This window comes from Micromonospora sp. SD12 (assembly GCF_052068495.1).
In the GTDB taxonomy this organism is placed as follows: domain Bacteria; phylum Actinomycetota; class Actinomycetes; order Mycobacteriales; family Micromonosporaceae; genus Micromonospora; species Micromonospora echinofusca.
On the sequence record NZ_JBQHDF010000015.1, the window covers coordinates 24,103 to 51,082 of the forward strand.

At 74.3% G+C, this 26,980-nt stretch carries 21 protein-coding genes; 19 read left to right on the plus strand and 2 right to left on the minus strand.

What is annotated here, in order from left to right:
- The first annotated feature begins 88 nt into the window (after positions 1-88).
- Complete coding sequence (locus ACTMS2_RS23025; RefSeq protein ID WP_441177253.1) at positions 89-1,699, plus strand: MFS transporter; 1,611 nt, start codon at positions 89-91, stop codon at positions 1,697-1,699.
- A gap of 7 nt (positions 1,700-1,706) precedes the next feature.
- On the opposite strand, the gene ACTMS2_RS23030 is transcribed toward ACTMS2_RS23025, so the two are convergent.
- Positions 1,707-2,378 (minus strand): hypothetical protein, encoded by a 672-nt coding sequence (locus ACTMS2_RS23030; RefSeq protein ID WP_441177254.1) that lies wholly within the window; start codon positions 2,376-2,378, stop codon positions 1,707-1,709.
- Between the two features lie 200 nt (positions 2,379-2,578).
- Between ACTMS2_RS23030 and ACTMS2_RS23035 the strand changes: the two genes are divergently transcribed.
- From ACTMS2_RS23035 to ACTMS2_RS23055, 5 genes are all read left to right on the plus strand, one after another.
- On the plus strand, positions 2,579-3,448 hold the full coding sequence (locus ACTMS2_RS23035; RefSeq protein WP_441177255.1) for a hypothetical protein: 870 nt from the start codon (positions 2,579-2,581) through the stop codon (positions 3,446-3,448).
- Positions 3,449-3,594: 146 nt separating this feature from the next.
- Entirely contained in the window at positions 3,595-5,400 is a 1,806-nt protein-coding gene (gene aspS / locus ACTMS2_RS23040) for an aspartate--tRNA ligase (protein WP_357973834.1), read from the plus strand.
- An 88-nt stretch (positions 5,401-5,488) separates the two neighbouring features.
- Positions 5,489-6,301, plus strand: coding sequence for a sugar nucleotide-binding protein (locus tag ACTMS2_RS23045; protein ID WP_441177256.1), 813 nt, complete (start codon positions 5,489-5,491; stop codon positions 6,299-6,301).
- A 92-nt stretch (positions 6,302-6,393) separates the two neighbouring features.
- A complete protein-coding gene (locus ACTMS2_RS23050; RefSeq protein ID WP_441177257.1) occupies positions 6,394-7,020 on the plus strand; it encodes a helix-turn-helix domain-containing protein in 627 nt (208 codons plus the stop codon).
- A complete protein-coding gene (locus tag ACTMS2_RS23055) occupies positions 7,017-8,366 on the plus strand; it encodes an MFS transporter (protein WP_441177258.1) in 1,350 nt (449 codons plus the stop codon). The genes ACTMS2_RS23050 and ACTMS2_RS23055 overlap by 4 nt, the downstream gene beginning before the upstream one ends.
- Positions 8,367-8,476: 110 nt before the next feature.
- Here the strand turns inward: ACTMS2_RS23055 and ACTMS2_RS23060 are convergent, their stop codons facing one another.
- A complete protein-coding gene (locus ACTMS2_RS23060) occupies positions 8,477-9,217 on the minus strand; it encodes a GNAT family N-acetyltransferase (RefSeq protein WP_441177259.1) in 741 nt (246 codons plus the stop codon).
- A gap of 164 nt (positions 9,218-9,381) precedes the next feature.
- On the opposite strand from ACTMS2_RS23060, the gene ACTMS2_RS23065 reads away from it, so the two are divergent.
- The 13 genes from ACTMS2_RS23065 to ACTMS2_RS23125 all read left to right on the plus strand — a co-directional run bounded on the left by ACTMS2_RS23065 (position 9,382) and on the right by ACTMS2_RS23125 (position 26,966).
- Entirely contained in the window at positions 9,382-9,603 is a 222-nt protein-coding gene (locus tag ACTMS2_RS23065) for a hypothetical protein (protein WP_089000992.1), read from the plus strand.
- Between the two features lie 76 nt (positions 9,604-9,679).
- Positions 9,680-11,194 (plus strand): replication-associated recombination protein A, encoded by a 1,515-nt coding sequence (locus ACTMS2_RS23070; RefSeq protein ID WP_441177260.1) that lies wholly within the window; start codon positions 9,680-9,682, stop codon positions 11,192-11,194.
- A 2,708-nt stretch (positions 11,195-13,902) separates the two neighbouring features.
- Entirely contained in the window at positions 13,903-14,526 is a 624-nt protein-coding gene (locus tag ACTMS2_RS23075) for a hypothetical protein (protein WP_441177320.1), read from the plus strand.
- A gap of 150 nt (positions 14,527-14,676) precedes the next feature.
- Complete coding sequence (locus ACTMS2_RS23080; RefSeq protein ID WP_089000990.1) at positions 14,677-15,138, plus strand: DUF948 domain-containing protein; 462 nt, start codon at positions 14,677-14,679, stop codon at positions 15,136-15,138.
- A 27-nt stretch (positions 15,139-15,165) separates the two neighbouring features.
- Positions 15,166-15,471 carry a hypothetical protein gene (locus ACTMS2_RS23085; RefSeq protein WP_101409215.1) on the plus strand — a complete coding sequence of 102 codons (306 nt, stop codon included), beginning with the start codon at positions 15,166-15,168 and terminating at the stop codon, positions 15,469-15,471.
- Positions 15,468-18,146 (plus strand): alanine--tRNA ligase, encoded by a 2,679-nt coding sequence (alaS, locus tag ACTMS2_RS23090; protein WP_441177261.1) that lies wholly within the window; start codon positions 15,468-15,470, stop codon positions 18,144-18,146. Before ACTMS2_RS23085 ends, alaS begins: the two co-directional genes overlap by 4 nt.
- A 73-nt stretch (positions 18,147-18,219) precedes the next feature.
- Positions 18,220-18,681 (plus strand): Holliday junction resolvase RuvX, encoded by a 462-nt coding sequence (ruvX, locus tag ACTMS2_RS23095; protein ID WP_441177262.1) that lies wholly within the window; start codon positions 18,220-18,222, stop codon positions 18,679-18,681.
- Positions 18,678-19,880: an endolytic transglycosylase MltG gene (gene mltG / locus ACTMS2_RS23100; RefSeq protein WP_441177263.1), complete on the plus strand. Its 1,203-nt coding sequence runs from the start codon at positions 18,678-18,680 to the stop codon at positions 19,878-19,880. Before ruvX ends, mltG begins: the two co-directional genes overlap by 4 nt.
- Positions 19,880-20,704: a shikimate dehydrogenase gene (locus ACTMS2_RS23105; protein ID WP_441177264.1), complete on the plus strand. Its 825-nt coding sequence runs from the start codon at positions 19,880-19,882 to the stop codon at positions 20,702-20,704. Before mltG ends, ACTMS2_RS23105 begins: the two co-directional genes overlap by 1 nt.
- Positions 20,705-20,857: 153 nt before the next feature.
- Entirely contained in the window at positions 20,858-22,558 is a 1,701-nt protein-coding gene (locus ACTMS2_RS23110; protein ID WP_441177265.1) for a CBM96 family carbohydrate-binding protein, read from the plus strand.
- 221 nt (positions 22,559-22,779) lie between these two features.
- Complete coding sequence (locus ACTMS2_RS23115; RefSeq protein WP_441177321.1) at positions 22,780-24,708, plus strand: hypothetical protein; 1,929 nt, start codon at positions 22,780-22,782, stop codon at positions 24,706-24,708.
- Positions 24,709-24,802: 94 nt separating this feature from the next.
- Positions 24,803-25,354 (plus strand): acyltransferase, encoded by a 552-nt coding sequence (locus ACTMS2_RS23120; protein WP_089000983.1) that lies wholly within the window; start codon positions 24,803-24,805, stop codon positions 25,352-25,354.
- The gene (locus ACTMS2_RS23125) at positions 25,347-26,966 is read left to right on the plus strand and encodes a lipopolysaccharide biosynthesis protein (protein WP_441177266.1); all 1,620 of its coding nucleotides are present in this window, start codon (positions 25,347-25,349) and stop codon (positions 26,964-26,966) included. The genes ACTMS2_RS23120 and ACTMS2_RS23125 overlap by 8 nt, the downstream gene beginning before the upstream one ends.
- Positions 26,967-26,980: the final 14 nt, after the last annotated feature.

Here is a 26,980-nt window from a genome sequence, read left to right on the forward strand (position 1 = left end):
CGGGCCGCCGGGTGATCCCGGCGGCCCGTCCGCGTGCCGCGACCGGTTCGCCGGACTGGACCCCGCAGGTCGGGGTACGTTCCGGCCGGTGAGCGCCTCCGTGACCCCGCCCGCCGTCGACGCCCCCACGTCCGCCTGGGCCCCGCTGCGGCTCGCCGCGTTCCGCAGCCTCTGGCTGGCGGTGCTGGCCAGCAACGTGGGCACCTGGATGCAGACCGTCGGCGCCCAGTGGCTGCTCGTCAACGAGGCCAACGCCTCGACCCTGGTGTCGCTGGTGCAGACCGCCAGCATGCTGCCCGTCCTGCTGCTCGCCCTGCCCGCCGGCGCGCTGGCGGACACCCTCGACCGCCGCCGGCTGCTGATCGGGGTGCAGTGCTTCCTGGCCACCGTCGGCGTACTGCTGACCGGCCTCACCGTCGCCGGCCGGATGCCGCCGGCGCTGCTGCTCACCCTGACCTTCGCGCTCGGCGTCGGCCAGGCGCTGACCCTGCCGGCCTGGCAGGCGGTCATCCCCGACCTGGTGCCCCGGTCGCAGATCGTCTCGGCCTCGGCGCTCGGGTCGATCAGCGTGAACCTGGCCCGCGCGGTCGGACCCGCGGTGGCCGGTGTGCTGGTCGCCCGCGCCGGCGTCGCCACCGTCTTCGCGGTCAACGCGGTGTCGTTCGCCGTCTTCGCCCTGGCGCTGCTGCGCTGGCGGCCGGAACGAACCGGCGGCGACGACCTGCCCGAGCGGTTCACCGCCGCGCTGCGCGCCGGCGGCCGGTACGTACGGCACTCCCCGGTCGTCCGCCGGATCCTGCTGCGCGCGGCGCTGTTCGTGGTGCCCGGCAGCGCACTGTGGGCGCTGCTGCCCCTGGTCGCGAGCCGCCGCCTGCACCTGGGCGCGGGCGGATACGGCGTGCTGCTCGCCGCGCTCGGCATCGGCGCGGTGGCCGGCGCCCTCGTGCTGCCCCGGATCCGGCTGGCGCTCAGCACCAACCGGCTCCTGCTGCTGGCCGGCCTGGTCTACGCCGCCGTCCTGGTGGTACTCGCCCTGGCACCGGGCCCCGTGCCGGTCGCCCTGGCCCTGGTGCCCGCCGGCATGGCGTGGATGACCGTGCTGTCCAGCGTCAACGCCGCCATGCAGCTCTTCCTGCCCGGCTGGGTACGTGCCCGCGGCCTCTCGGTCTACCAGATGGTCTTCGCCGGCGGGCAGGCGCTCGGCGCGCTCACCTGGGGTGCGCTCGGCGAGCTGACCAGCCTCGTCGTGGCCCTCTGCGTGGCGGCCGGGGCGATGGCGGTCGGCGCGGCGAGCGTGCCGCTCTGGCCGCTGCGCGAGACCCGGGGCCTCGACCGGGACCCGGCGGTCTGGTGGCCCGAGCCGCACCTGACGCTGCCGGCGGACCCGCGGACCGGGCCGGTGCTGGTGACCGTCTCCTACACGGTGCCGCCGGAGCGGCAGGCGGAGTTCGTCGCGGCGATGCGCCTGGTGGGCAGGTCCCGACGGCGTACGGGGGCGATGCGCTGGGGCCTGTTCCGCACGGGCGAACGGGCGGACGGCTACGTCGAGGTCTACCAGGTGCCCTCCTGGGAGGAGCACCTGCGCCAGCACGGCGGCCGGCTCACCGGCGCCGACCGGGGGGTCGAGGAGCGGGCCCGGGCGCTGACCGTCGGGGAGATCGTGGTCAACCACCTCCTGCCGGCAGACCCACGCGACTGACCCGGCGTCAGCCGGCGGTGACGCTCGCGCCCGTGAACACGACCGCACCATCCGGGAACTCACACTGGATCCGCAGTACGAGTTCGTCGGCGCCCTCCACGTCCGCGACGAGGTCGCGGGGGGCGGTCATCCGTGCCTCGAACTGCTGCCCCCGTACGACGCGGGTGACGGTGTCGTCCTTCTCGCGGATCGTCACCTGCGCGTAGACGAGGACCGCACCGTCGCGGTCGTCCGCTGACGGGAAATACGGCCGGACGGTCGCGGTCAGGTCGAGAAAGCGTCGCTGCAACCGGTACGTGACTTCCCGCTGCTTGTCCGATCCGGTGTTTCTCGGGCAATTGATGACGATCGACCGATCGTATTCCGGGTGGCCGGCCAGTTGCCGCGGCAGTTTGACGAGATTGGCCGCACCGGCCTCGACCGGCAGCGTGTCCAGTCGGACCGCGGTTGGCGATCCGGCCGGCGCGACCTTGGCGGGCCCGGAGCCGGGGGGGTTCACCGGGCCGGCCTCCGGCGTACGTGTCGGTGTGGCGGAGCGGTCTGCCTTTCCCCACCCGAGGTCCCAGCCGGAGACGTCCCGCGCGAGAGTGAGCGCGGTGAACAGCACACCCAGCGCGGTGAATATCAGGGTCACCCGCACGAAGGGGTTCGCCGCCCGACTCTGGCCCGAGTCTTCCATGTCTCGCATCGTCCCTTCGCCATGGCCGTGGCCGTGTCGGTCCAACGCAGATGCCTGTCGGAGTATTGTCACCTTCGCGCTGTCGAAGATTACTCCGCCCGGGGTGTCACGCATTCCTGATAACGTGCGGGCTCAAGCCGGTGAGCACTGGCGGCCCGGCGATGTCGAATCGACCTCTGCCATTGCAGGAGGTGGTAGGTGTGAACCAGCCCGACCCCCCGCAGGAGCCATCCACGCAGCCTCCGGCGACGCCGCACCAGCCCGGCACGACGCCTCCCTCCCCGCCTGTCGGCGGCACCGAGGTCCCGTGGGCGTCGAGCGCGACGCGTCCCCCGTCCGCGCCCGCACCGGGCGGTTCCCGGCGCAACCGGTTCGGCGCGGTGGTGCTCGGCATCGCGGTGCTGGCCCTGCTGGCGTCGTTCGGTTCCGCCGTCGTCTCCTGGCGGGCGCTCGACCAGGCACGCACGGCGCGGGACATCGCGTCGGCCCGCTCGCCGATCGTCGTGCCCACCGCCACACCCGCCGGTTCCGAGGCGTCTTCCCTGCCGTCGCCGAGCGATCCGGTGGACGCACCTGACGGCGGAACCGGGCCGGGGGAGGCGCCGCGCTCACCGGGGCAGCCTCCGGTGCTCAACGAGCGGACCGTCTACCAGGCGGAGTACGAGGCGCAGAGTCTGACGCTCAACCCGGCGAAGTGCTTCGCCGAGATGTACGTCGACCTCGACGAGCCGCGGGCGAACGTCGGTCTCGGCAGCTCCGATCTGACGTTCAGTCCGGACTGCCAGGCGGGGGCGCCGTACGTGCAGTTGGGCGCGGGCGTTGACGGCAGCGAGACGGCGCGCGCCGGCATGCGGCCGCAGGAGTGCGCGGACGCGATCCGCGCCGCGCCGATCGCCGAGAACGCGGAGGTGCCGCTGCGCAAGGGCAGCTGGCTCTGCGTCAGCACCAGCTACTCCAAGGCCAGAGAGCGGCGCGACGACTGGCGGATGGTGCTGATCGAGGTCGTCTCGATCAGCAACGAGCGCTCGGTCGTCCTCCGGGCCACCGCCTGGAACATCCCGGAGGACTGAGGCTGCGGGCGCACCGCCGTCGTCGGCGGAGCCGACGGGCCACTCGACGCGGAGCATGACCCTCGACGGGTGGCGCGGACCCACGCCCGGCAGGACTGACAGAATGCCAGGGGTAACGGTGTACCGCAGATGAGGAGACGCTAGTCGTGATCCGTACCCATGACGCCGGCAGCCTGCGCGCGACGGACGCCGGCACCACGGTGACGCTCGCCGGGTGGGTGGCCCGCCGGCGCGACCACGGCGGCGTGATCTTCGTCGACCTGCGCGACGGGTCCGGCGTGGTCCAGGTGGTGTTCCGCGAGGAGGACGCGCACGCGCTGCGCAACGAGTTCTGCGTCCGGGTGACCGGCGAGGTGACCCGCCGCCCCGAGGGCAACGAGAACCCGGAGCTGCCGACCGGCGAGATCGAGGTGACCGCCGCCGAGCTGGAGGTGCTCTCGGAGGCCGCGCCGCTGCCCCTGCCGGTGGACGACCAGGTCGAGGCCGGCGACGACATCCGGCTTCGCTACCGCTACCTCGACCTGCGCCGCAGCGGCCCGGCGAAGGCGATGCGGCTGCGCTCGCGGGCCAACCAGCTCGCCCGGACGGTGCTGCACGAGCGGGACTTCCTGGAGATCGAGACCCCGACGCTGACGCGGTCCACCCCGGAGGGCGCCCGCGACTTCCTGGTGCCGGTGCGGCTCCAGCCCGGCAGCTGGTACGCGCTGCCGCAGTCGCCGCAGCTGTTCAAGCAGCTGCTGATGGTCGGCGGCATGGAGCGGTACTACCAGATCGCCCGCTGCTACCGCGACGAGGACTTCCGCGCCGACCGGCAGCCGGAGTTCACGCAGCTCGACATCGAGATGTCCTTCGTCACCGAGGACGACGTCATCGACCTCGGCGAGGCGATCGTCTCGGCGCTGTGGAAGGACCTGGCCGGCCACGAGATCTCCCGGCCGATCCCGCGCATCACCTGGCACGACGCGATGGCCCGCTACGGCTCCGACAAGCCCGACCTGCGCTACGGCGTCGAGCTGACCGAGCTGACCGACTACCTGCGCGGCACCGCGTTCCGGGTCTTCGCCGGCGCGATCGACGCGGGCGGCTACGTCGGCGCCGTCGTCATGCCGGGTGGCGCGGCGCAGAGCCGCAAGGAACTCGACGGCTGGCAGGACTGGGCGAAGGCGCGCGGCGCGCGCGGCCTGGCGTACGTGGTGCTCGACGCCGAGACCGGCGAGGCGCGCGGGCCGGTGGCGAAGAACCTCTCCGCCGAGCACCTGGGCGGGCTCGCCGACGCGGTCGGCGCCAAGCCGGGCGACGCGGTCTTCTTCGCCGCCAGCGCCAACACCCGCGAGGCGCAGGAACTGCTCGGCGCGGCCCGCATCGAGATCGCCAAGCGGGCCGGGCTGGTCGACGAGAGCGCCTGGGCGTTCTGCTGGGTGGTCGACGCGCCGATGTTCGAGCGTACGGACGAGGGCGGCTGGACGGCCGTGCACCACCCGTTCACCTCGCCGAACGCCGAGTGGGTCGACCGGTTCGAGGAGGCGCCGGACCGCGCGCTGGCGTACGCGTACGACATCGTCTGCAACGGCAACGAGATCGGTGGCGGCTCCATCCGTATCCACCGGGGCGACGTGCAGAAGCGGGTCTTCGACCTGCTCGGCATCACCCCCGAGGAGGCGCAGGACAAGTTCGGCTTCCTGCTGGAGGCATTCAAGTACGGCGCCCCGCCGCACGGCGGCATCGCGTTCGGCTGGGACCGGGTCTGCATGCTGCTCGCCGGCGCGGACTCGATCCGCGAGGTCATCGCCTTCCCGAAGACCCGGGGCGGCTTCGACCCGCTGACCGGCGCGCCGACGCCGATCACCGCCCAGCAGCGCGCCGAGGCCGGCATCGACGCCAAGCCCAAGCCGCAGGCCGCCCCGCACACCGGCACGGCCGGCCCGGCCGCCCCGGTCGCCGACCCCACCTGACCCGGCCCACCGGCCCTGGTGAGTCGACCATGAAGTTGCCGGCGTGCCACGACGGCACCTTCATGGTCGACGCTGGAGGTGGGGCGGGATGAGACTGCTCGTGGTCGGGGGCAGTGGGTTTATGGGTGCGGAGGTGTGCCGGCAGGCGGTGCGTGCCGGGTGGTCGGTGGTGGGGACGTACCACTCGGGGGCGATCGGAGCGCCGGGGGTGGCGGCGCGTCGCCTGGACGTGACCGACCGCGTCGCGGTCCGCGCGCTGGTCGCCGAGGTACGCCCCGACGCGGTCGTCGGCACCCCCTACCGGTACGGCGACTGGGCGGTCACCGCGGACGGCGCGGCGCACGTCGCGTACGCCGCTGCCGAGGCGGGAGCCCGGCTGGTGCACATCTCCAGCGACGCGCTGCACGCCGGCCGCCCCGAGCCCTACGGCGACGACGAGCCACCCAGCCCGGTGTTTCCGTACGGGGCGGCCAAGGCGGCGGCCGAGACGGCGGTCCGTGTCCTCGACCCGCGCGCGGCGCTGGTGCGTACTTCGTTGATCGTCGGGGCGGGGAGCAAGCAGATCCAGCTCTGCCACGACGCGCTCGCCGGCCGGGCGAGCCTGTTCACCGACGAGTTCCGCTGTCCGATCGACGTCACCGACCTGGCCGCCGCCGTACTGGAACTCATCGGCACCGACTACGCCGGTCCGCTCAACGTGGCCGGTCCGGACGCGGTCAGCCGCGCGGAACTGGGCCTGCTGGTCGCCGCGCACACCGGCATCGACCCGGCCGGCATGAAGACCACCACCGGGGTCGCCGCCGGCATGCTCCGCCCCGCGGAGGTGCGCCTCGACGCCACCCGCGCCGCCGGGCTGCTCCGCACCCGCCTGCGCGGGGTGCGCGAACTGCTGACCCGCTGACCGCTCGGAACCGCGCGCACACGCTTCCAGCCGTGCACACTTTCTATGCACAACCCTTGTGCATAGAAAGTGTGCACATTTATTGTGCAGGGATGGAGAATTCTTCTGCGGCCCGTGAGCCGGCTCGCGAGGTCCGGATCGACCACCGGCAGGTGCGGGTACTGGCGCACCCGCTGCGGATGCGACTGCTCGGCGCGCTACGGATCAAGGGCCCGTCGACCGCCACCCGCCTCGCCGAACTGCTCGGCACCAACACCGGGGCCACCAGCTACCACCTGCGTCAGCTCGCCGAGGTCGGCCTCGTCGTGGAGGATCCGGACCTCGGCACCGGGCGGCAGCGGTTCTGGCGTGCCGCGCACGACGTCACCAACTGGGAGCCCAGCGACTTCGACGACGACCCGGACGCCCGGGCGGCCATCGAGTGGATCGAGGGCGACCAGGTCCGGTGGTTTGTCCAGCACGCCGAGCACTGGTTCGCCGTCCGCCACAAGTACTCGCCGGCGTGGCGTGACGCCCTCGGCATGGGCGACATCTTCATGACCGTCCCGCCGGACCGGCTCGCGGCGCTGACAGCCGAGCTGTGGCGGGTCCTGGAGCGGTTCCACGGCGAGGCTGACCCGGCCGAGCCGGGTGCGGAGCAGGTGCAGATCTACCTGGCCGCCTTCCCGCTGCTGGCGGACATGCGGCTCGCGGACCCGTCAGGCGAGGAGGACCGGTGAGCACGCTGTCCGTACGCCAGATCCGGCGTCGCTACCTCGTGCTCTACGGCCTGCGCTGGCTGCCTGCCGGCCTGCTCATCCCCGTGATGATCCTGTTGATGCAGGAACGCGGCCTTTCGCTCTCCCAGATCGGTCTGGTCGCCACCGCACAGGGTCTGATCGTCCTCGCGCTGGAACTGCCCACCGGCGGGTTCGCCGACGCGCTCGGCCGCAAGCCCGTGCTCGTCGCCGCCTGGGTGACCTGCGTGATCTCGCTCGCCGTCTTCGTGGTGGCCGACTCGTTCTGGCTCTTCTTCCTGTCCTGGGCGCTGCAGGGCGTCTACCGGGCGCTGGACAGCGGCCCGCTGGAGTCCTGGTACGTCGACGCCAGCCTCGCCGCCGACCCGGAGGCCGAGTACGAGCGTGGCCTCGGCTACGCCGGCACCGTGATCGGTGTCGCCATCGGTGCCGGCGCGCTGCTCAGCGGCGGTCTGGTCGCGCTCGGCCCGATCGGGTCGGTGAGCGCGCTGACCCTGCCGGTGCTCGCCGCCATCGCCCTTCAGACGGTGGCGTTGGTAACGCTGCTGATTCTGCTGGTGGAATCCCGCTCAGCCAGGAGCGCCGGCGCGCTGCGCGCCTCGATCACCGAGGCGCCCCGGATGGTGGGGCAGGCGTTCGGGCTGCTGCGCCGCTCCCGGGTGCTGCTGGCCCTGGTGGCCGTGGAGCTGTTCTGGGGCTTCGGCATGGTCGCCTTCGAGGGGTTGCTGCCAGTCCGGCTCGCGGAGGTCGTCGGCGACGCCGACCGGGCGGCGGCGCTGCTCGGCCCAGCCACCTCCGTGGCCTGGCTGGCGAACGCGGCCGGCGCCGCGCTGACCCCGCTGATGCTGAGCCGGCTGGGCGCCGCACCGAGCGCCGCGCTGCTGCGCGTCCTGCAGGGCGTCACGGTCGTCGGGATGGGCCTCTTCGCCGGCCCCGTCGGGGTGCTGATCGCCTACCTGGCCTGCTACGCCGTGCACGGCGCGTCGAACCCGCTGCACATGGGACTGCTGCACCGTCAGGTCGACGGTCCCTACCGGACCAGTGTCATCTCGCTGAACTCGATGATGGCCGGGGGAGCCGGAGCGCTCGGCGCCGTCGTACTGACCGCCCTGGCCGATCGCACCAGTATCAGCCTCGGGATGTTCGTGGGCGCTGTGGTGCTCGCCGTCGCCGCCCCGCTCTACCTGCCCGCCTGGCGGGCCGAACGTCGGGCGCGGTCCGGCCCGGGCGAGCACGCCACCGCCGATCCGGCGCGGCCCGTGGACCGCGCCGCTGACCTGGCCCTGACGAGCGGGAACGCCGACGGCGGTGGGGGAGCGCCGGCCTGACTTCCGCCAGGGCGACGGGCGGTTGCCCCGGCGGTGCGGGCCGGGACCCTGCAGGCCGCAACGATGCGCGAGAAACGCTCCCCGGGCCGAGCCGGCCCGCACCGCGCGGCTCAGCCGAGCTGCACCGAGCTGCGGGCCAGGCTCGCGGCGAAGCCGAGCCGCCGGTAGAGCCGGATGGCCCCGACGTTGACGCTGTAGACGCCGAGGGCCACGGTGTCGTGGCGGGCGAGCAGGGCCCGGGTCATCGCGGCGGTCAGCGCCGCGCCCAGGCCTCGGCCCCGCCGGTCGGGGGCGACGGTCAGGCCCGCGAGGAAGCCGATGTCGCCCCGGCTGCGGTCGGCGCCGCAGGCGACGATCCGGTCGCCGTCGCGGATGCCGTACCAGTCGACGATCCTCGGGTCGCCCGGGCGGGAGGTGGTGGTGGGGAACGCCTCGTCGATCAGGGCGGTCAGCGCCGGATGGTCGGCCTCGGTGAGCCGGACCACCCGCTCCTCGTCGGGCTGGCGCGGCGACGCCTGGGTGGTCCAGAGGAAGTCCCACTCGTCGTGGCGGGCCACGGCCAGCCGGCCGGGCAGCGCCGCCGGGTCGAGTCGCGGCAGGTGCAGCCACTGACCCGGCCGCAGGGCGTCGCGCGCGAGCAGGCCGGCGAAGAGTTCGACCGCCGGTCCGGGGGCGCCGAGCGCGCCGCCGCGCGGGCCGTGCTCCGCCGGCAGCAGCCAGCCCACCGCCTCGCCGCGCCGCCAGCCGCGCGGCACCTCGCCGTGGGTGAGCGCGTGCCGGGCGTACGGGTGGTGGCCGGCGGCCGTCAGGATGGCGTCGCGCCCCTCCAGGGCCCGGTCGGCGATGATCATGCCTCCAGCCTAGGAGGCGCCGGGGCCGCCGGCGGGCGTACCCCGGTCCCCGGCAGTCGGCAGGGCCGCCCGGAGAGCGGGTCGCTCCACGCTGGAGATTGACGAGCGGACCGATTGGGTACATCCCGCGCCGACCCACTGGGAACCCCCACCGGAGGAACGTCATGCTCGCCATTCTCGCGGCGGTCGTTTTCGGCTTCGCCCTGCTCATCGACCTGCTGGACACCAACTTCGGTGCCCCGGACCTGTTCAACTGGAACACCCTCGTGCTCATCGGCCTGCTGCTGCTCTCCCTGTACCTGGCCGGGGTCGGCCGGGGCCCGCGCGGCGGTGGCGGCGGGGGCGGCGGCCGGTGGTACCGGGGCCGGCGCCCCGGCCGCGGCTGACCGCAACCGATCATCGCGGGTCCGGCCCGACGGCGCGCTTCCGGCGCCGTCGGCCGGGCCCGGTACTGTTCCCGTGATGGAGTCCGACGCCCTCTTCTCCCTCGGTGAGCCCGCCGCGGCGCCCCCCGCGCCCGCGGGTTCCGTCGGCGTGGACGGGTTCACGGCGGTGGGGGAGGACTCGCCGCTGCCCGTCCGGATGCGCCCGCGCAGCATCGACGAGCTGGTCGGGCAGGACCACCTGCTCGCGCCCGGCGCCCCGCTGCGCCAACTGGTCTCGGCCACCGCGCCGATGTCGGTCATCCTCTGGGGCCCGCCCGGCAGCGGCAAGACGACCATCGCGCACCTGGTGGCCCGCGCCACCGACCGCCGCTTCGTCGCCATGTCCGCGCTCACCGCCGGCGTCAAGGACGTGCGCGCGGTGATCGACACCGCCCGACGTCAGCGCCGCTCCGGCGGCCCGCAGACGGTGCTCTTCATCGACGAGGTGCACCGGTTCAGCAAGACCCAGCAGGATTCGCTGCTCGCCGCCGTCGAGGACCGCACGGTCACGCTGCTCGCGGCGACCACCGAGAACCCGTACTTCTCGGTCATCTCGCCCCTGCTGTCGCGGTGCGTGCTGCTCACCCTCCAGCCGCTGGATGACACGGCGGTGCGCGACCTGCTGCGCCGCGCGGTCGCCGACGAGCGCGGGCTCGGCGGCGCGCTCACCCTCGAGACCGAGGCCGAGGACCATCTCGTACGCCTCGCGGCCGGCGACGTGCGCAAGGCGCTGACGGCGCTGGAGGCGGCGGCGGCCTCCGCCACGGCCCTCGGCGCCGGGCGGATCGACCTCGCCACCGCCGAGCAGGCGGTCGACGTGGCGGCCGTGCGCTACGACCGGGCCGGCGACGCCCACTACGACGTCACCAGCGCCTTCATCAAGAGCATGCGCGGCTCCGACGTGGACGCCGCGCTGCACTGGCTGGCCCGGATGCTGGTCGCCGGCGAGGACGCCCGGTTCATCGCCCGTCGCCTGGTCATCTTTGCCAGCGAGGACGTCGGCATGGCCGACCCGACAGCGCTGAGCGTGGCCACCGCCGCCGCCCACGCCGTGGAGTACGTCGGGCTGCCCGAGGTGCAGCTCAACCTCGCCCAGGCCGTGATCCACCTGGCGACCGCCCCGAAGTCCAACTCGGCGACCACCGCCATCGGCGCGGCCATCGCCGACGTACGCGCCGGCCGGGGCGGGCCGGTGCCGCGCGGGCTGCGCGACGCGCACTACTCGGGCGCCAAGGGGCTGGGGCACGGCACCGGCTACCGCTACCCCCACGACGACCAGCGCGGCGTGGTCACCCAGCAGTACGCCCCCGACGACCTCGCCGGCACCGACTACTACCGGCCCAGCCAGCACGGCGCGGAGCGCGCGGTCGCCACCCGGCTGCCGCTGCTGCGCCGTATCGTCCGGGGGCTGCCCGCACCGGCCGCGCCCCCGGAGACACCGGCGGCGGTCGGAGACGGATCGGCCGGCAACGGCCGCCGACAGACGGAAACGGGCGGCGCCGACGCGACGCGAGAGGGCGGCAGAGACGCCGCCGGGGAGGGTCACCAGTGAGATCGCGTGGTTCGGAGCGACCGGAGGACGGCCCGGACGAGCGGCGCGACTCCCGCGCCAAGGGGCGCCGCTGGGGGCGGGGCAAGGCCGAGGCCGAGCCCGAGGAGCCGATCAGCGGCGAGGAGTTCGGCTGGATCGACGACCTGCGCTCGGCCAAGCAGCAGCGCACCGAGCTGGGCCCCGACGGGGTGGAGCCCGCCTCGCCTCCCGGCCCCCGCCCGGGTGAGCCGACGACTGCGGGCCCGGCCGGGCCCGCGCCCCATCGCGGCCCCGGCCCGACCGCCACGCCCCCGGTACGCCGCGGCGAGGCCGAGCCGCCGCGCCCCCGCCCGGTGGACGGGCCCTGGCCGGGCGCGCCGGAGCCGCCCCGGCCAGCCGGCCCCGCAGCCTCCGGGCCGGTCCCGACGCACCAGCCCGGCCCCCGGCCCTCGGCCGCCGGCCGCCCCCAACCCGGTCCGGACGGCCCGGACCGGCGGCCGCGCCCCACCCCCGGCGCCCCGACGGGGCCGCAGGTCGCAGCCTCGTCGCCTCCGTCTGCCGGCGCCCCGACGGGCCCGCAGCCGAACACCCCGGCCGGCCCGCAGGGAGTCGCGCCGGATCCGCGTGGCTTCCCGGCGTACCCGCAGGCCGACCCCCGGGCCCGCCCGCAGCCCGGACCGGCCGTCGGACCGCAGCCAGGCACGCCCCCGCACCCCCACGCGGGTGCGCCGGGCGGACCCCGCCCCGGTGCGGCGGTGCCCCCGTACCCGGAGGCGCCGCACCCCGCCGGGGCGCCCCCGGGCCGACGTCCCGACGGGCGGGCGGCGGTGCCGGACGGCCCGCCGCCGGCCGCCGCGCGACCGGGTGGTGCCGTGGGCGCCGCCCGGGTCGGCGTCCCGCCGCCCGGCACTGTCCAACCGCCGACCGGCGAGCTGCGCGGGGCGCCGGCCGAGGGCCGTGACCCCCGCTCCGGCCGGATGCGGCGAGGTCCGGCCGACACCGGCGCACCCGCCCCGGCCGACGGCACCGGATCCCTGCCGACGGCAGCCCCGCCGGTGACCGGCGCCGCGCCGGCCGGTGCGGGGTCCGACCGGGACCGACGCCCCGCGCCGCCGACCGGTCGACGCCGCGCCGCCGAGGAAGCGGCCCCCCCGGTGCCCCGCTCCGGCAACGCGCCGCCGGTGCCGCTCTCGGGCAACGCGCCGCCCGTACCGGCTTCGGGCAACGCCCCGCCGCTGCCGCCTCCCGGCATCGCGCCCGCCGCGCCGACCGGCGCCGGGGCGACCCCGCCCGCCGGCCCCGCCGCCCGGGGCCGCCGCGCCGCGCCCGACGGCGAAATCGCGGGCCGGCGCGCCGTGCCCGACGGCGAAATCGCAGGCCGGGGCCAGCGGGCGGCCGGCGACGACGAGACCTCCGGCCGGGCCGGACGCGCCACGGTGGGCGGTCCGCCGCCCGCGTACCGTACGCCTGACGGGGCGTCCCGCCCGGCGGAACCGGGCGTGGCGGAGGAGCCCGCGCACGCGCCGCGCCCCGCCGACGGGGAGTCGGGGCGCCGGCGTCAGCCCGGTGAGTCCCGCGCCGGCCGACCGGAGCGCCCGGCCGACTGGCTGCGGCAGGCGGGCCGTGCCCACCACACCGATCCGGCACTGCCGACGATCAAGCGGCCGGTACCGCCGCCCGCTCCGGGTGCTCCGGCGGCGGTGCCGCCCGGCCCGGCGCCGCGCGGGGCCGAGACCGGCGCGGTCCCCGCAGGCCGGGCGCGGCCGGGCACGCAGCCGCCGCGACCCGACGACGCCGCCGAGGCCGGGCCCCCGGCAGGTCGGGGCCGACCCGGCGCCGAGCCTCATCCCGGCCCGCCCGCCCGGGGCGCCGCCCGCCCCGCGCCGGCCGGCCCACCGCCGCCCGGCACCCCGACCCCGGCCGGTCGGGCGCGCCCCGGCGCGGCCCCGCTCGACCCCGCGCGTCCCGACGCCGGTCCGGCGGGTCCTGCCCGGGGTGCCGCGCGTCCGGACGCCGGTCCGGCGGGTCCTGCCCGGGGTGCCGCGCGTCCCGACGCCGGCCCGGCGGGCCCCGTGCGGGGTGCCGCTAGCCCGGGCGTCGGTCCGTCCGGTGCCGTGCGGGCCGTCGCGCCGCGCCCCGGCACCGCCGCCGTGCCGCCGCCGCCCGACGCCGGACCGGGCGCGCCGCCCGGTCCGCGCCGCCCCGGCCCGGCCGACCCGCACGGCCCCGAGGCCCCGTCGGGCCCCCCGGGCCCGGGAAGGAAGGCGCCCGGTCCGGGCCGGACCGACCAGACCGGCCCGGTCCGCCCCGCCGCTACCGCGCCGGCCCCGGCGGGCCCCGGGGTGGTCCCCGGCGCCGTCCGACCCCCGGTCGCCGGGCGGGACCGACCCGAGCCGACGTCCGGCGCGGGCCCCCGCCCCGGCCCGGTCGGTCCGCCGGGGGTGGCCCGGGCGGCCGCCCCGGCGCCCCGCCCCGGGCCCGAGGACCGCGCCGCCGGGCGGGCCCTTCCGCCGCATCGCGAGCCCGGGCGGCCGGAGCCGTCGGGTGTCGCGCCCGTACCGCCGCCGGCGGGCGAACCCGTGGTGGCACGGGCCGCCGCGGCGGTCGTACCGCCTGCCGAGCCGACCGACGGACCGGCGCTGCGCCGGCCCGCGGAGCCGGAGTCGCCGGACGACGACGCGGCCGGCCCGGGCGGGCTGCGCGGCGCCCGGTCCGAACTGCGCCGTCAGATGCGCGAGCGGCGCCGGCTGCGGATGGGCATCCTCGCCCTGGTCAGCGTCGTGCTGCTCGGCGCGATCCCGCTCTACTTCGGCATCCGTACGCTCAGCCGCGATCCGGTCTTCGACACCCTCGACGAGCTGGATGTGCCGGGCTGGGCGGCGGTCCAGCCCGTCGACGACGTCAGTGGCAGCCGGTGGTGCCTGCTCGACTGCCGACTGCGCGAACGTACGGCCACGTCCGAGCGGCCGCCCGCGGAGACGGCCCAGGTCTACGAGCGGGCGCTGACCGACGACGGCTGGCGGCCGTGGAAGGTGAGCCGCTGCCCGGAGCAGCCGGCCAAGGGCAGCTACACGTGCTGGCGCCGGGACGAGCTGACCCTCGACCTGTGGGTACGCGAGCCCGCCTGCGTGCCACCGCCGGTGGACGGGGAGCCGGCCGTCGTGCCGTCGCCCGACCCGGCGACCGCTGCGCAGGAGTGCTCCGGCTCGTTGGTGTCGGTGAAGGTCCGTAACGCGATCGACGATGAGCGGACCCGGCCCCAGCCCACCACCGACCCGTCACTCACCGGGGAGGACCCCTTCCCGACGCTCACCGAGGATCCGCTCGCGACACCGACACCCTCACCGTCCTGAGCCGGTTTCCATCACGGACGGTAGGGTCTGGGGCTGGCGGACCGCCAGCCCCCGTCCGACCCCTCCGGGTCGCCGAGCGGCGGGGTGGGTAGGACGGTCGCGCGTTGCGGGGACGTCGGGTTCCCGGAACTCTGCTTGAGGAGGACAGGCGTGGGCTTTTTCGAGGTCGCGGCGCTGATCGCGGCGATCGCGTTCGCGATGCTGGTGTTGATCCTGACGCTGCCCATCCTGCGGCTGCGGCACACCGTGGACGCCACCACCCGGATGATCAACGACCTCAACGACCGGACCGCGCCGCTGCTCGGCGACGTGAACACCACGGTGAAGAACGTCAACACCGCCCTGGAGCAGGTGCAGACCTCCCTGGACGGGGTCAACCTCCAGCTCGCCAAGGTCGACACCATGACCAGCCACGCGCAGAACGTCACCGCCAACGTCGCGAACCTGGCGACCGTCGTCTCCGCCGCCGCCGCCAACCCGTTGGTCAAGGTGGCCGCCTTCGGCTACGGCGTCCGCAAGGCCGCCTCCGCGCGGCGGCACGCCGAGACCGAGCGTGAGGTGCGCGACACCATCAAGCAGCAGCGGCGGGCCGCCAAGCGCGGCAACCGCTGATCCGGCACGACCAGGAGGAGCTCGGAGATGAGGCGGTTGTTCTGGCTCGGCATCGGGCTGGCCGTCGGCGTGGTGGTGGTTCGCAAGGCCACCCGCACCGCACAGGCGTACACCCCGGCCGGCATCGCCAGCACGGTGACCGAGTCCGCTGGCGGGCTGGCGGAGTCGCTGCGTAGCTTCGTGGAGGACGTCCGGATCGCGATGGCCGAGCGCGAGCAGGAGATCCACGAGGCGTTCGCCCATGGCGAGGCGTTCGACGACCAGTTCGCCGAGCTGCGGGAGGACCCGCGCATCGGCGACCGAGAGATCTTTCCGGAGGAACACCAGCGATGAAGACGGCGGAGATCAAGCGGCGGTACCTCGCCCACTTCGAGGCGAACGGCCACACCGTGGTGCCGTCCGCTCCGCTGCCCGCCATCAGCGACCCGAACCTGCTGTTCGTCAACGCCGGCATGGTGCAGTTCGTGCCCTATTTCCTGGGGCAGCAGACCCCGCCGTACCGGCGGGCGGTCAGCGTGCAGAAGTGCATCCGTACGCCCGACATCGACGAGGTCGGCAAGACCAGCCGGCACGGCACGTTCTTCCAGATGAACGGCAACTTCTCCTTCGGTGACTACTTCAAGGACGGGGCGATCCCGCTCGCCTGGGACCTGGTCACCAAGTCCCAGGAGCAGGGCGGGTTCGGCCTGGACCCGGAGCGGATCTGGCCGACGGTCTACCTCGACGACGACGAGGCGTTCGAGATCTGGCGCGCGGTCGGCGTGCCGACCGAGCGGATCGTGCGCCGGGGCAAGGCGGACAACTTCTGGTCGATGGGCATCCCCGGCCCGTGCGGCCCGTGCTCCGAACTGTTCTACGACCGTGGCCCGGAGTACGGCCGCGAGGGCGGCCCGGCGGTCGACGAGGACCGCTACATGGAGTTCTGGAACCTCGTCTTCATGCAGTTCGAGCGCGGCCCGGGCACCGGCAAGGAGGACTACCCGATCCTCGGTGACCTGCCGGCGAAGAACATCGACACCGGCATGGGCCTGGAGCGGATGGCCTCCATCCTCCAGGGCGTCGACAACCTCTACGAGATCGACGAGGTCCGGCCGATCCTCGACAAGGCCGCCGAGCTGACCGGCAAGCGCTACGGCGCCCGGTCCGGGCACGTGGCCAGCGAGTCGCACCCGGACGACGTGCGGCTGCGGGTGATCGCCGACCACGTGCGTACGGCGCTGATGCTGATCGGCGACGGGGTCACCCCGAGCAACGAGGGGCGCGGCTACGTGCTGCGCCGCATCATGCGCCGGGCGATCCGGTCGGTGCGGCTGCTGGGCTGGCAGGAGCGGGCGCTGCCCGAGCTGCTGCCGGTGGCCCGCGACTGCATGGCCCCGTCGTACCCGGAGCTGGCCGCCGACTTCGACCGGATCGCCGACTACGCGTACGCGGAGGAGGACGCCTTCCTGTCCACCCTGCGGGCCGGCACCACGATCCTGGACACGGCCATCGCGGAGACCCGCACGGCCGGCAAGCCGGCGCTGTCGGGTGAGAAGGCGTTCCAACTGCACGACACGTACGGCTTCCCGATCGACCTGACGCTGGAGATCGCGGCCGAGCAGGGCCTGGCGGTCGACGCGGAGGGCTTCCGCCGGCTGATGGCCGACCAGCGGGCGCGCGCCAAGGCCGACGCCCAGGCGCGTAAGACCGGGCACACCGACCTGTCGGCGTACCGGTCGGTGCTCGACTCGGGCGGGCCGGTTCGGTTCACCGGCTACGGCGAGGTGTCCCGGGAGTCGACGGTGCGGGCGGTGCTCGGCGTCGACGGCCCCCGCCAGGCGGCGGTCGAGGGCGACACGATCGAGCTGGTGCTCGACGCCACCCCGTTCTACGCCGAGGGCGGCGGTCAGCAGCCGGACCTCGGCATGATCACCGTCGGTGGTGGCCAGGTCGAGGTGCTCGACGTGCAGCAGCCGGTGCCCGGCCTGATCGTGCACCGCGCCCGGGTGCTCCGGGGCGAGGTGCGGGCGGGGGAGACCGGCTACGCCGAGATCGACACCACCCGCCGGCGGGCGATCTCCCGGTCGCACACGGCGACGCACCTGGTGCACCAGACGATGCGCAACTTCCTCGGCGAGTCCGCCACCCAGGCGGGTTCGCTGAACGCCCCGGGGCGGCTGCGCTTCGACTTCAACACCCCGACGGGGGTGGCGCCGAGCGTGCTGCGCGACGTCGAGCAGCAGGTCAACGAGGTGCTCCTGGCCGACCTGGAGGTGCACGCCTTCATCACCTCGCTGGAGGAGGCGCGGCGCATCGGCGCGATGGCGCTCTTCGGCGAGAAGTACGGCGAGGAGGTGCGGGTCGTCGAGGTCGGCGACTACGCCCGCGAGCTGTGCGGCGGCACCCACGTCTCCCGTTCCGGCCAGCTCGGCCTGGTGAAGATCCTCAACGAGTCGTCGATCGGCTCCGGGGTGCGCCGCGTCGAGGCCCTGGTCGGCATGGACGCCTTCAACTTCCTGGCCAGGGAGCACCTGCTGGTCTCCCGCCTCGCCGAGCTGTACCGGGTGCCCAGCGACCAGGTCGCCGACCGGGTCGAGCAGACCGTGACGCAGCTGCGCGACGCCGAGAAGGAGCTGGAGAAGCTGCGGGCCCAGCTGGTGCTCGGCGGCGCGGCGGCGCTCGCGGCGCAGGCCAAGGACGTGGGCGGGGTCGCGTACGTGGGCACCGAGGCGCCGGAGGGCGCGGCCGGCAACGACGTGCGGACCCTCGCCCAGGAGGTCCGCGGCAAGATCGACCCGGCGCGGCCGGCGGTCGTCGCGGTGGCGGCGCGGGCAGGAGGCAAGGCGTCGCTGGTCGTCGCGGTGAACCCGGCGGCGCGCAGCCGGGGCCTGGCCGCGTCCGACCTGGTCAAGGCGGCCTTCTCCGGGCGCGGCGGCGGCAGCCCCGACCTCGCCCAGGGCGGCGGCCTGCCGGCCGCCGAGGCGCCGAACCTGCTCCGCACGGTCGAGAAGGCGATCGCCGACGCGTGATACGTGCTCGCAGCGGCCAGGGCGGACCCGCGTGGTCCGCCCTGGTTCGCCGTTTCAGGGGGAGTCACCGACCGTGAGCGAATTGTCCCGAGGTGTCCGGCTCGGGGTGGACGTCGGGCAGGTCCGGGTGGGGGTGTCCCGCTCGGATCCGCACGGCGTGCTGGCCACCCCGCTGGTGACCCTCGCCCGCGACCTCACGGCCGCCCCGGACGCGGTGCCGGCCGACATCGCCGCGCTCGCCGCGCTGGTGGCCGAGCACGAGGTGGTGAAAGTCGTCGTGGGCCTTCCGGTCAATCTCGCCGGCAAGCACGGTCCCGCCGCCGTACACGTGAAGGCGTACGCTGACCGACTGGCCGATGTAATAGCGCCCGTTCCGGTGGCGCTCACCGACGAGAGGATGTCCACGGTCGTGGCGTCTCGTAGGCTTGCCGAGCGTGGTGTCCGAGGGAAACGGCAACGTGCGGTGGTCGACCAGGCTGCCGCGGTGGAGATTCTGCAGAGCTGGCTGGACGCGCAGCGGAGGCGGACGCGATGATGGACGATCTTGACCTCGGGTTCGACGAGCAGGACCGGGGGGAGAAGGGCAAGCACCGGCGCGGCGCGGTGCGCAAGCGCAAGGGCGGCTCCGGCGGTGGCGGGCGGGGCAAGACGGTCCTGGCCCTGCTGCTCGCCTTCGTCCTGCTGGGCACGATCGGCGGCGGCGCCTTCTACGGCTTCGACCGCGTCCAGAGCTACTTCGTGACGCCCGACTACGACGGCGCGGGCACCGGCGAGGTGACGGTCGAGATCAAGCAGGGCGCGCTGATCGCCGACATGGCCAACGCGCTGGTCGCCGCCGACGTGGTGAAGAGCGCCAAGGCGTTCATCGAGGCCGCCGAGGCGAACGCCCGCAGCAAGAACATCCAGCCGGGCACGTACAAGCTGCGCAAGCAGATGAGCGGCGAGAGCGCGGTCACCGCGATGCTCGACCTGAAGAACCGGATCGTCAACGGGGTCACCATCCCGGAGGGCCGGACGGCGAAGAACGTCTACAAGCTGCTCTCCGCGGAGACCAAGATCCCGGTGAAGGACTTCGAGGCGGCGGCGAAGGATCCGATCGCGCGGGGCGTGCCGGACTGGTGGTTCAAGCGCAGCGACGGCAAGAAGGTCAAGCCGTCGATCGAGGGCTTCCTCTACCCGGACACCTACGAGATCCCGCCGAAGGCGACCGCCGAGACCATCATCGAGCTGATGGTCGAGAACTTCCTCAGCGTGACCGGTGAGATGCAGTTCGCCGACCGGGTGCAGAAGGAGCGCGGCGGCATCAGCCCGTACGAGGCGCTGATCGTCGCGTCGCTGGCGCAGGCCGAGGCGGGGAACAAGGACGACCTGGGCAAGGTCGCCCGGGTGGCGTACAACCGCGTGTTCGGCGAGTTCCCGTGCAACTGCCTGGAAATGGACGTCACGGTCAACTACTACCTGGAGCTGACCGGGCAGAAGACCAAGACGTCCGGGCAGATGACGGCCGCCGACCTGGACAACCCGAAGAACCCGTACAACCGAAAGCTGCCCGGCCTCGTGCCCACCCCGATCAACAACCCGGGCAAGCAGGCCATGGAGGGCGCGATGGACCCGCCGGTCGGCAAGTGGCTCTTCTTCGTGGCGATCGACAAGGAGGGGCACTCCGAGTTCGCCGAGACCTACGAGGAACACCTGAAGAACGAGGCCAAGGCCAAGGAGGCCGGGATCATCTGATGACGGCCGTACGCCGGGCGGGGGTGCTCGGCACGCCGATCGCGCACTCCCTCTCCCCGGTGATCCACAACGCCGGCTACGCGGCGGCGGGGCTGGACGGGTGGTCGTACACCCGGATCGAGTGCGCGGCGGCGGAACTGCCGGACGTGGTCGCCGGCCTGGGCCCGGAGTGGGCCGGGCTGTCGGTGACCATGCCCGGCAAGGAGGCCGCGCTCGCGGTGGCCGACGAGGTCTCGCCGGTCGCCGCCGCCGTCGGCGCCGCCAACACGCTGGTACGCCGACCGGACGGCTCCTGGTACGCCGACAACACCGACGTGGTCGGCATGGTCGAGGTGCTCGCCGATGCCGGGGTGCGCCCCGGTGCCACGGTGACCGTGCTGGGCGCGGGCGGCACCGCGCGCGCGGCGGTGGCCGCGGCGGGGCGGCTCGGTGCCGGCGCGGTGACCGTGGTGGCCCGCCGCCCGGCGGCGGTCGAGGAGTTGCGCCCGGTGGCCCGCGCGGTCGGTGTGCCGATGACCGGCGCGCCCTGGACCGACGCGGCCGACCGCTGCCGCGCCGACCTGGTGGTCTCCACCGTGCCGAAGGGCGTGGCGGATCCGCTCGCCGAAGCGGTGGCCTGGCGGCCGGGGACGGTGCTCTTCGACGCGCTCTACGATCCGTGGCCGACGCCGCTGGCCGCGTCGGCCGAGGCGGCCGGCTGCCGGATCGTCTCCGGCCTCGACCTGCTCCTGGCCCAGGCGGTGGGCCAGTTCGAGCACTTCACCGGCGTTGCCGCGCCCCGGGCGGCGATGGCCGCCGCGTTGGCCGCCGCCCGCGCCGCCTGAGTGCTCAGACGGGGCGGGAGTGTCCCCTGTGGTCGTCCAGGGCATCCTTAGGCGACGGTTAAGACGCGCTTAGGTCCGGCTGTCATCCCCACGTCACGCCGTGGCCGTGGTTACGCTGCTGACCGTCACCGCCCGACACACAGGGAGTTCACCTTGGCTCGGCACGGACTGCACCGCCTCACCCGCCACCCCGGCCCGCGACGCAAGGCCGTCGTCCTCGGGGTGGCCGGCGCCACGGTGGTGGCCGGCATCGTGGCCACCACCATGCCGCTGCTGGCCGCCGACGACCTGTCGATCCCGGCGACCGCCGACACCACGGCGACCATGGTGACGCAGGACGGCGACAACGGGGCGAAGACGACGCTGGCGACCTGCGCGACCCGCTGTGACGGCAACCCCCGGGGCGGCCGGGAGGCGGTCGTCCAGTTCGCCGTGACCACCCTGCCGGCGACGGCGGTCAACGTGCGGGCCACGCTGCGGGTGCACGCGTGGCAGGAGTTCGCCGCGACCGTGAGCGCGCACGCCTCCGCGGTGGACGCCCGCGCGGCCCGGCCGACGCCGGCGCTGCCGGGGGCGGCCCTGGACACCGTCTCGAAGGTGGCCAAGGGCTTCAACGAGTGGGACGTCTCGGCCCTGGTGAAGGGCAACGGCACCTGGACGGTCTCGCTGGCGCAGACCGGCCTCGAGACGAGGATCTACTGGGCGTCGACGGAGAACCGCAACCCCGACCTGCGGCCGCGCCTGGAGATCCGCTACGACGTCGGCACCCGACCCACCCCGGTGGTGACCACCGCCGCGCCGTCGCCGAGCCGGACGGTCGCGCCGAGCCCCGCGCCGAGACCGACGCCCAGCGTGAGCCCCACCCGCGCCACCCCGAGCCCGTCGGCGAGCCCGTCGGGCGGTACGGACCGGTGCGGCGAGGTGTCGAGCAGGCTGGTGCCCTCCTGCGGCGCCTGGTGGGGGATGTACTCCCCGTCGAGCGCCGGCGACGGCTGGGACCACGGCGCGGCGGTCGCCGAGGTGGAGGCGCAGGTCGGGCGGAAGTTCGACATCGTGCACCGCTACCACGACTTCTCCAACGCCGGCAGCAACGGCGCCTTCCCCGACGCCTACCAGCGGCAGCAGATGCGCGAGGGGCGGCTGATGTTCTTCGCCTGGGAGTCGCGGATCTTCTCCTCCGGCACGGTGCTGACCTGGCAGGACGTCTACAGTGGCCGGTACGACGCCACCATCGACGCGGTCGCCGGCCGGATCCGCGACACCGGCGTGCCGGTGTTCATGGGCTTCGACCACGAGCCGGAGGACGAGCCGGCCAAGGGCAGCGACGCCGACTTCGTCCGCGCCTGGCGGCACGTGCACGACCGGTTCGCCGCGGCGGGCGCCGAGAACGCGGTCTGGGTCTGGACGATGATGGGCTGGTCGGGCCACTACGACCGCTACACCGGTCTCTATCCCGGTGACCGGTACGTCGACTGGGTCGGTTACGACCCGTACAACTTCCACGTCTGCAACGGCAGCAAGGTCTGGAAGAGCCCGGCCACCACTATCGGCGGCTTCTACCGCTGGCTGGACGAGAACCGTCTCGGGGTCGGCAAGCCGCGGATGCTCGCGGAGTTCGGCACCAACTTCGACGCGGCCGACCCGGACGCGAAGCGGCGCTGGTTCGAGGAGTTCCCGGCGGCGCTGAAGGCGCACCCGAAGATCAAGGCGGCGATCTACTTCAACTCCCCGGGCATGACCCGCCGGTCGAGCACCTGTGACATGACCATGAACCACGACGCCTCGTCGGTGGCGGGCTTCGCCCGCGCCGGGCGCGACAGTTACCTGCGGCAGCCCACCGGGGGCGCCCGCTGACGCCGCGCGTTCACAGTCTGACCCCGAGTGATACGGGCGAGTCGGACATCCGACTTGCTGTGTGCGGTGTCATGTTGCTGATGCAGTGACCGCCCAATCGGCGGATATCGCCAGACAGGGTCGACCAGGCACGCTACGCGGGTTCTCTCCCGACATGGAGGCGTAGCGTGCCCGACATCCCGCTCTCTCGGCGATCCGCCGGATTCCGCACCCGGGCGGCGGTGATCGCCCTCGTGACCGCCGCCGCCGTGCTGGCCGTCCCGACCGGGACGTCCGCCGCCGTGGTGCCGGCGCCCGAACCGGCGACCCTGGTCTCGGCCAATCCGGCCGACGCCACACCGCACGCCAGGGACGGCGAGACCCGCGCCTTCGCGCAGGTCGGTTCCACGGTGTTCGTCGGCGGCAGCTTCACCCAGATCCGGCAGACCGCCAGCGCGGCGTGGACCACCCAGCGCTACCTCTTCGCGTACGACCGGGCCACCGGCACCATCTCGACCAGCTTCCTGCCGGTGCTGGACGGCGCGGTCAACACGCTGGTCGCCGGGCCGGGCGGCACGCTGATCGTCGGCGGCACCTTCAAGACCGTCAACGGCGTCTCCCGCAAGAACCTGGTGGCGCTCAACCCCGCCACGGGCGCGATCGTCGACAGCTGGGTCGGCCGCTCCGACGGCGGCACCGTGCGGGACCTGGCGCTGCACGGCAACTGGCTCTACGTGGCCGGGGCGTTCAACTGGCTCAACGGCACCGCCCACGCCGGCCTCGGCCGGCTCAACGCCACGACCGGCGCGATCGACCCGACGTTCAACGTCAATGCCACCGTCGGGCGCCATCAGACCACCTCGTACGTGTGGACGATCGACGTCTCCCCGGACGGCGGCACCCTGGCCGTCGGCGGCAACTTCACGCTCGTCAACGACCTGCCGCGTAACCAGATGGCGCTGGTCGACCTCACCGGCACCCCGACGGTGCTGGACTGGAGCACGGAGAAGTTCGTGCCGCCGTGTGCGGCGCCGGCGACCTTCGTGCACTACGTGCAGGACGTCAAGTTCGGCGGCGACGGGAGCTGGTTCGTCGTCGGCACCAACGGCGGCGCCGGCTGGCCGGCCGCCTACTGCGACGCGCTGGTGCGCTTCGAGACCGCCGCCCGGGGCACCGGGCAGCTCGGCACCTGGGTCGACTACACCGGCAACGACACCATCACCTCCGTCGAGGTCGCCGACAACGTCATCTACCTCGGCGGGCACTTCCGCTGGCTGAACAACCCGAACGCCAGCGACACCGCCGGCAACGGCGCGATCGACCGGCTCGGCATCGCAGCGGTCACCCCGGCCACCGGCCTGCCGGTCAACTGGAACCCCCGCCGCAGCGGCAGCGCGTCGATGCCGGCCGGCACCAGCAACTGGGGCTCCTCCGTGCCGGTGCTCTGGCGCGGCAGCGACGGGCTCTACTTCGGCCACAACTCCGACGGGATGGGCAACGAGTACCACGGCCGCCTCGGGATGTTCCCGCTGACCGGCGGGCGCACCATCACCCCGAAGAACGCGCCGACCGCGACCACCGGCAACCTCTACGTCGGCACCGGCGCGGGCGAGTTGGCCAAGGTGCCGTTCGACGGGGCCAGCCTGGGCACCCCGACCACGGTCAGCCAGCCCAACTACACGGCGGCCGGCGCGACCTGGCGGGTGGCCGACCGGATCTACTGGTCGCACACCGTCGCCGGCACCCCCACGGGCAGCCGGATCGACATCTCGCTGTTCAACGGCGGCGCGATCGGGGCGCCGTGGGAGGCCTCCGGCTACAACGACTGGTTCAACCCGGCGCTGATGACGGGCGCGTTCTACCTCGACGGGCGCCTCTACTACACCCGCTCGGGGGCCAGCGGCCTCTACTACCGCTACTTCGAGATCGACGGCAACTACCTCGGCGCCACCGAGTTCACGCTGCCCACCACCGGGGTGACCTGGTCGACCGTGCGGGGCATGGCCTGGGTCGCCGGACGGATCGTGTACGGTGCCACCGACGGAACACTGCGCAGCGTGCCGTTCGACCCGACGGCCGCCCCGGCGGTCGACGGAACGACGGCGACGGTGGTCCCGGCTGCCGCCGGCGTGTCGTGGTCAACGCCGTCGACCTTCTTCTCCGTGCAGTGACGGTCGACTGTTCGTAACGGAACATCGGTAGATTGTTCACGTTGGGCCGGCGACGGATCAGCCGTCGCCGGCCCGCACGACGTGGGGAGGGTCGTTGGTCGGCGCGGGTGGCAACCGCAGAGGGCTCGCGGTGCGGGCCGTCTTCGCGGTCAAGCGCGGCTGGTACACGCTGCGCTATCCCCGGCTGACGCTGGGTCGGGGCGTGGAGATCCGCGGCCGGATCCGGTTGCGCCGGGGCGTACGGGTGAGCATCGGCGACCGCACGCGGATCAACAAGCTGGTCCGCTTCGCCGGGCCCGGCGAGGTGCGGGTCGGCGCCGACTGCCTGTTGAACGCCACCTGGATCGGCACCTGGACGTCGGTCACGATCGGCGACCGGTGCCTGCTCTCGGACTGCGAGCTGCTGGACAACGACTTCCACAACCTGCCACCAGAGCAGCGGCACGACCCGCCCGTCCCGGCCACCCGCGCCCCGATCACGATCGAGGACAACGTGTGGGTCGGGGCGCACGCCCTCGTGATGAAGGGCGTGCGGATCGGCCGGGACAGTGTCGTGGGCGCCGCCACGGTCGTCCGTACGGACGTGCCGCCGCGGGTCGTGGTCGCCGGAAATCCACAACAGACGGTGAAGAAGTTCCATGACTGACGCTTCCCCCGGTTCCTGGCCCTCGGACGTTCCCGCCGGTGGCGGCACACCGGGCCGCACCGTCACGCTGACCGACCTGCTGCGCGTACCGCTGCACCGCATCCGACTCGTCGGCGCCGTCGCCGCGGTCGGCCTGCTCGCCGCGATCGGCTACGTGGTGCTCGTCCCTGCCGCCGTCACCGCCAGCGCGGTCGTGGCGGTGCGTCCCGTCGTCACCGACGCGTTCACGCCCAGCGGGGCCGCCGCCGACCGGGCGGTGAACATGAACGTGGAGAGCGGCATCGCCACGGGCACCGACGTGGTGCAGCGGCTGGCCGACTCGGGCGACATGGACCCGCGCGAGGTGCGCGACGCCCTCGAGGTCGAGGTGCCCACCGGCGGGCAGATCCTGCGCTTCGTCTACCAGGCGCCCACCGCCGAGCAGGCCGTCGAGGGCGTCAACCTCGCCGCCCAGGCCTACCTGGACGTGCGCCGGACGATGTACGAGAAGCAGCGCGAGGAGATGCTGCGCTCGTACGACGAGAGCATCGCCAAGGTCGCCGCCCAGCAGGCCGCCCTCCAGAAGCGGATCAACAACGCCCGCGAGGGCAGCGTCGACGCGGCGGTGACCGAGCTGACCGGCATCAACAACCAGCTCACCCAGCTCAACGCCGCCCGCACCGAGATCGCCGCCGTCGACGTCAACCCCGGCTGGGTCACCCAGAGCGCCGAGCGGGCCCTGGCCTCCACCGCCGGCAACGGCCCGCTCTACCTGCTCGCCGGCCTGCTCGGCGGGACGCTGCTCGGCGTGGTGCTCGCGTACGCCTGGGAGTCGATGGACCGGCGGATCCGGTCGGTCGACGACGGCCGCGACGCCACCGGGCTGCCCCTGCTCGGCACGGTCCGCAGCCGCCGGTGGCGCGGCGGCAAGGAGGCGGTCGACGCCGACATCCGGTACGTGGCGATGGCCATCGCCGAGCGGGTGCGCCAGCCCGCCCGGGTGTCGCTGCTGACCGCCCGGGAGGAGGACCCGACGGCCATCACCGCCGGCCTCGCGGTGGCGCTGGCCGCCGTCGGCCGGGAGGTCTTCGTCGCCGACGACAGCGGGCGCGCCGAGCGACTGCGGACCACCGTGCTCGGCGACCGGGAGCGGCTGCCCGCCGCGGCCGACCCGTCCCGCCCGGTCGTCCCGAAGCCCCGGCCCGCCGGCTCGACGACGGAGGGCAAGAGCGGTGGCACGCCGGAGCCGGCAGCGGCCCGTCGCCCGTCGCCGCACCCGATCGGCGCCCGCCCGTCCACCGACCCGGACGCCACGCTGACCCTGCCCCGGGTCGCCTCGGCGGCGAGCGCCGGAAACGGCAAGGTGACCAGCACCGACCCCGTGTCCGTGGGTGCGGGCAGCGTCCGGTTCGGCACGTGGCGGCAGGGCGCCGACCACACCCTGGTGCTGTTCAACGCGCCGCCCGCGGAGTCCGACGAGCGCGGCGTCGCCGTCGCCCGGCAGGGCACGGCGGTCGTGGTGGTCGAGCAGGACCGCACCCGGCAGGGCGACCTGCGCCGGCTCGTGGAGCGGCTGCGCGCCGCCGGCGTCACCCCGCTCGGCTTCGTGTTGACCCGTAGCGGCCGAGGCTGAACCGTGCCGGTCAC

Bases quoted from the DNA above. Each gene is read 5' to 3' on its own strand.
- ACTMS2_RS23030 (WP_441177254.1), bottom strand. From the start codon at position 2,378: ATGGAAGACTCGGGCCAGAGTCGGGCGGCGAACCCCTTCGTGCGGGTG.
- ACTMS2_RS23045 (WP_441177256.1), top strand. From the start codon at position 5,489: ATGAGACTGCTCGTGGTCGGGGGCAGTGGGTTTATGGGTGCGGAGGTG.
- ACTMS2_RS23050 (WP_441177257.1), top strand. From the start codon at position 6,394: ATGGAGAATTCTTCTGCGGCCCGTGAGCCGGCTCGCGAGGTCCGGATC.
- ACTMS2_RS23060 (WP_441177259.1), bottom strand. From the start codon at position 9,217: ATGATCATCGCCGACCGGGCCCTGGAGGGGCGCGACGCCATCCTGACG.
- ACTMS2_RS23065 (WP_089000992.1), top strand. From the start codon at position 9,382: ATGCTCGCCATTCTCGCGGCGGTCGTTTTCGGCTTCGCCCTGCTCATC.
- ACTMS2_RS23070 (WP_441177260.1), top strand. From the start codon at position 9,680: ATGGAGTCCGACGCCCTCTTCTCCCTCGGTGAGCCCGCCGCGGCGCCC.
- ACTMS2_RS23075 (WP_441177320.1), top strand. From the start codon at position 13,903: ATGCGCGAGCGGCGCCGGCTGCGGATGGGCATCCTCGCCCTGGTCAGC.
- ACTMS2_RS23085 (WP_101409215.1), top strand. From the start codon at position 15,166: ATGAGGCGGTTGTTCTGGCTCGGCATCGGGCTGGCCGTCGGCGTGGTG.
- alaS (WP_441177261.1), top strand. From the start codon at position 15,468: ATGAAGACGGCGGAGATCAAGCGGCGGTACCTCGCCCACTTCGAGGCG.
- mltG (WP_441177263.1), top strand. From the start codon at position 18,678: ATGATGGACGATCTTGACCTCGGGTTCGACGAGCAGGACCGGGGGGAG.
- ACTMS2_RS23105 (WP_441177264.1), top strand. From the start codon at position 19,880: ATGACGGCCGTACGCCGGGCGGGGGTGCTCGGCACGCCGATCGCGCAC.
- ACTMS2_RS23125 (WP_441177266.1), top strand. From the start codon at position 25,347: ATGACTGACGCTTCCCCCGGTTCCTGGCCCTCGGACGTTCCCGCCGGT.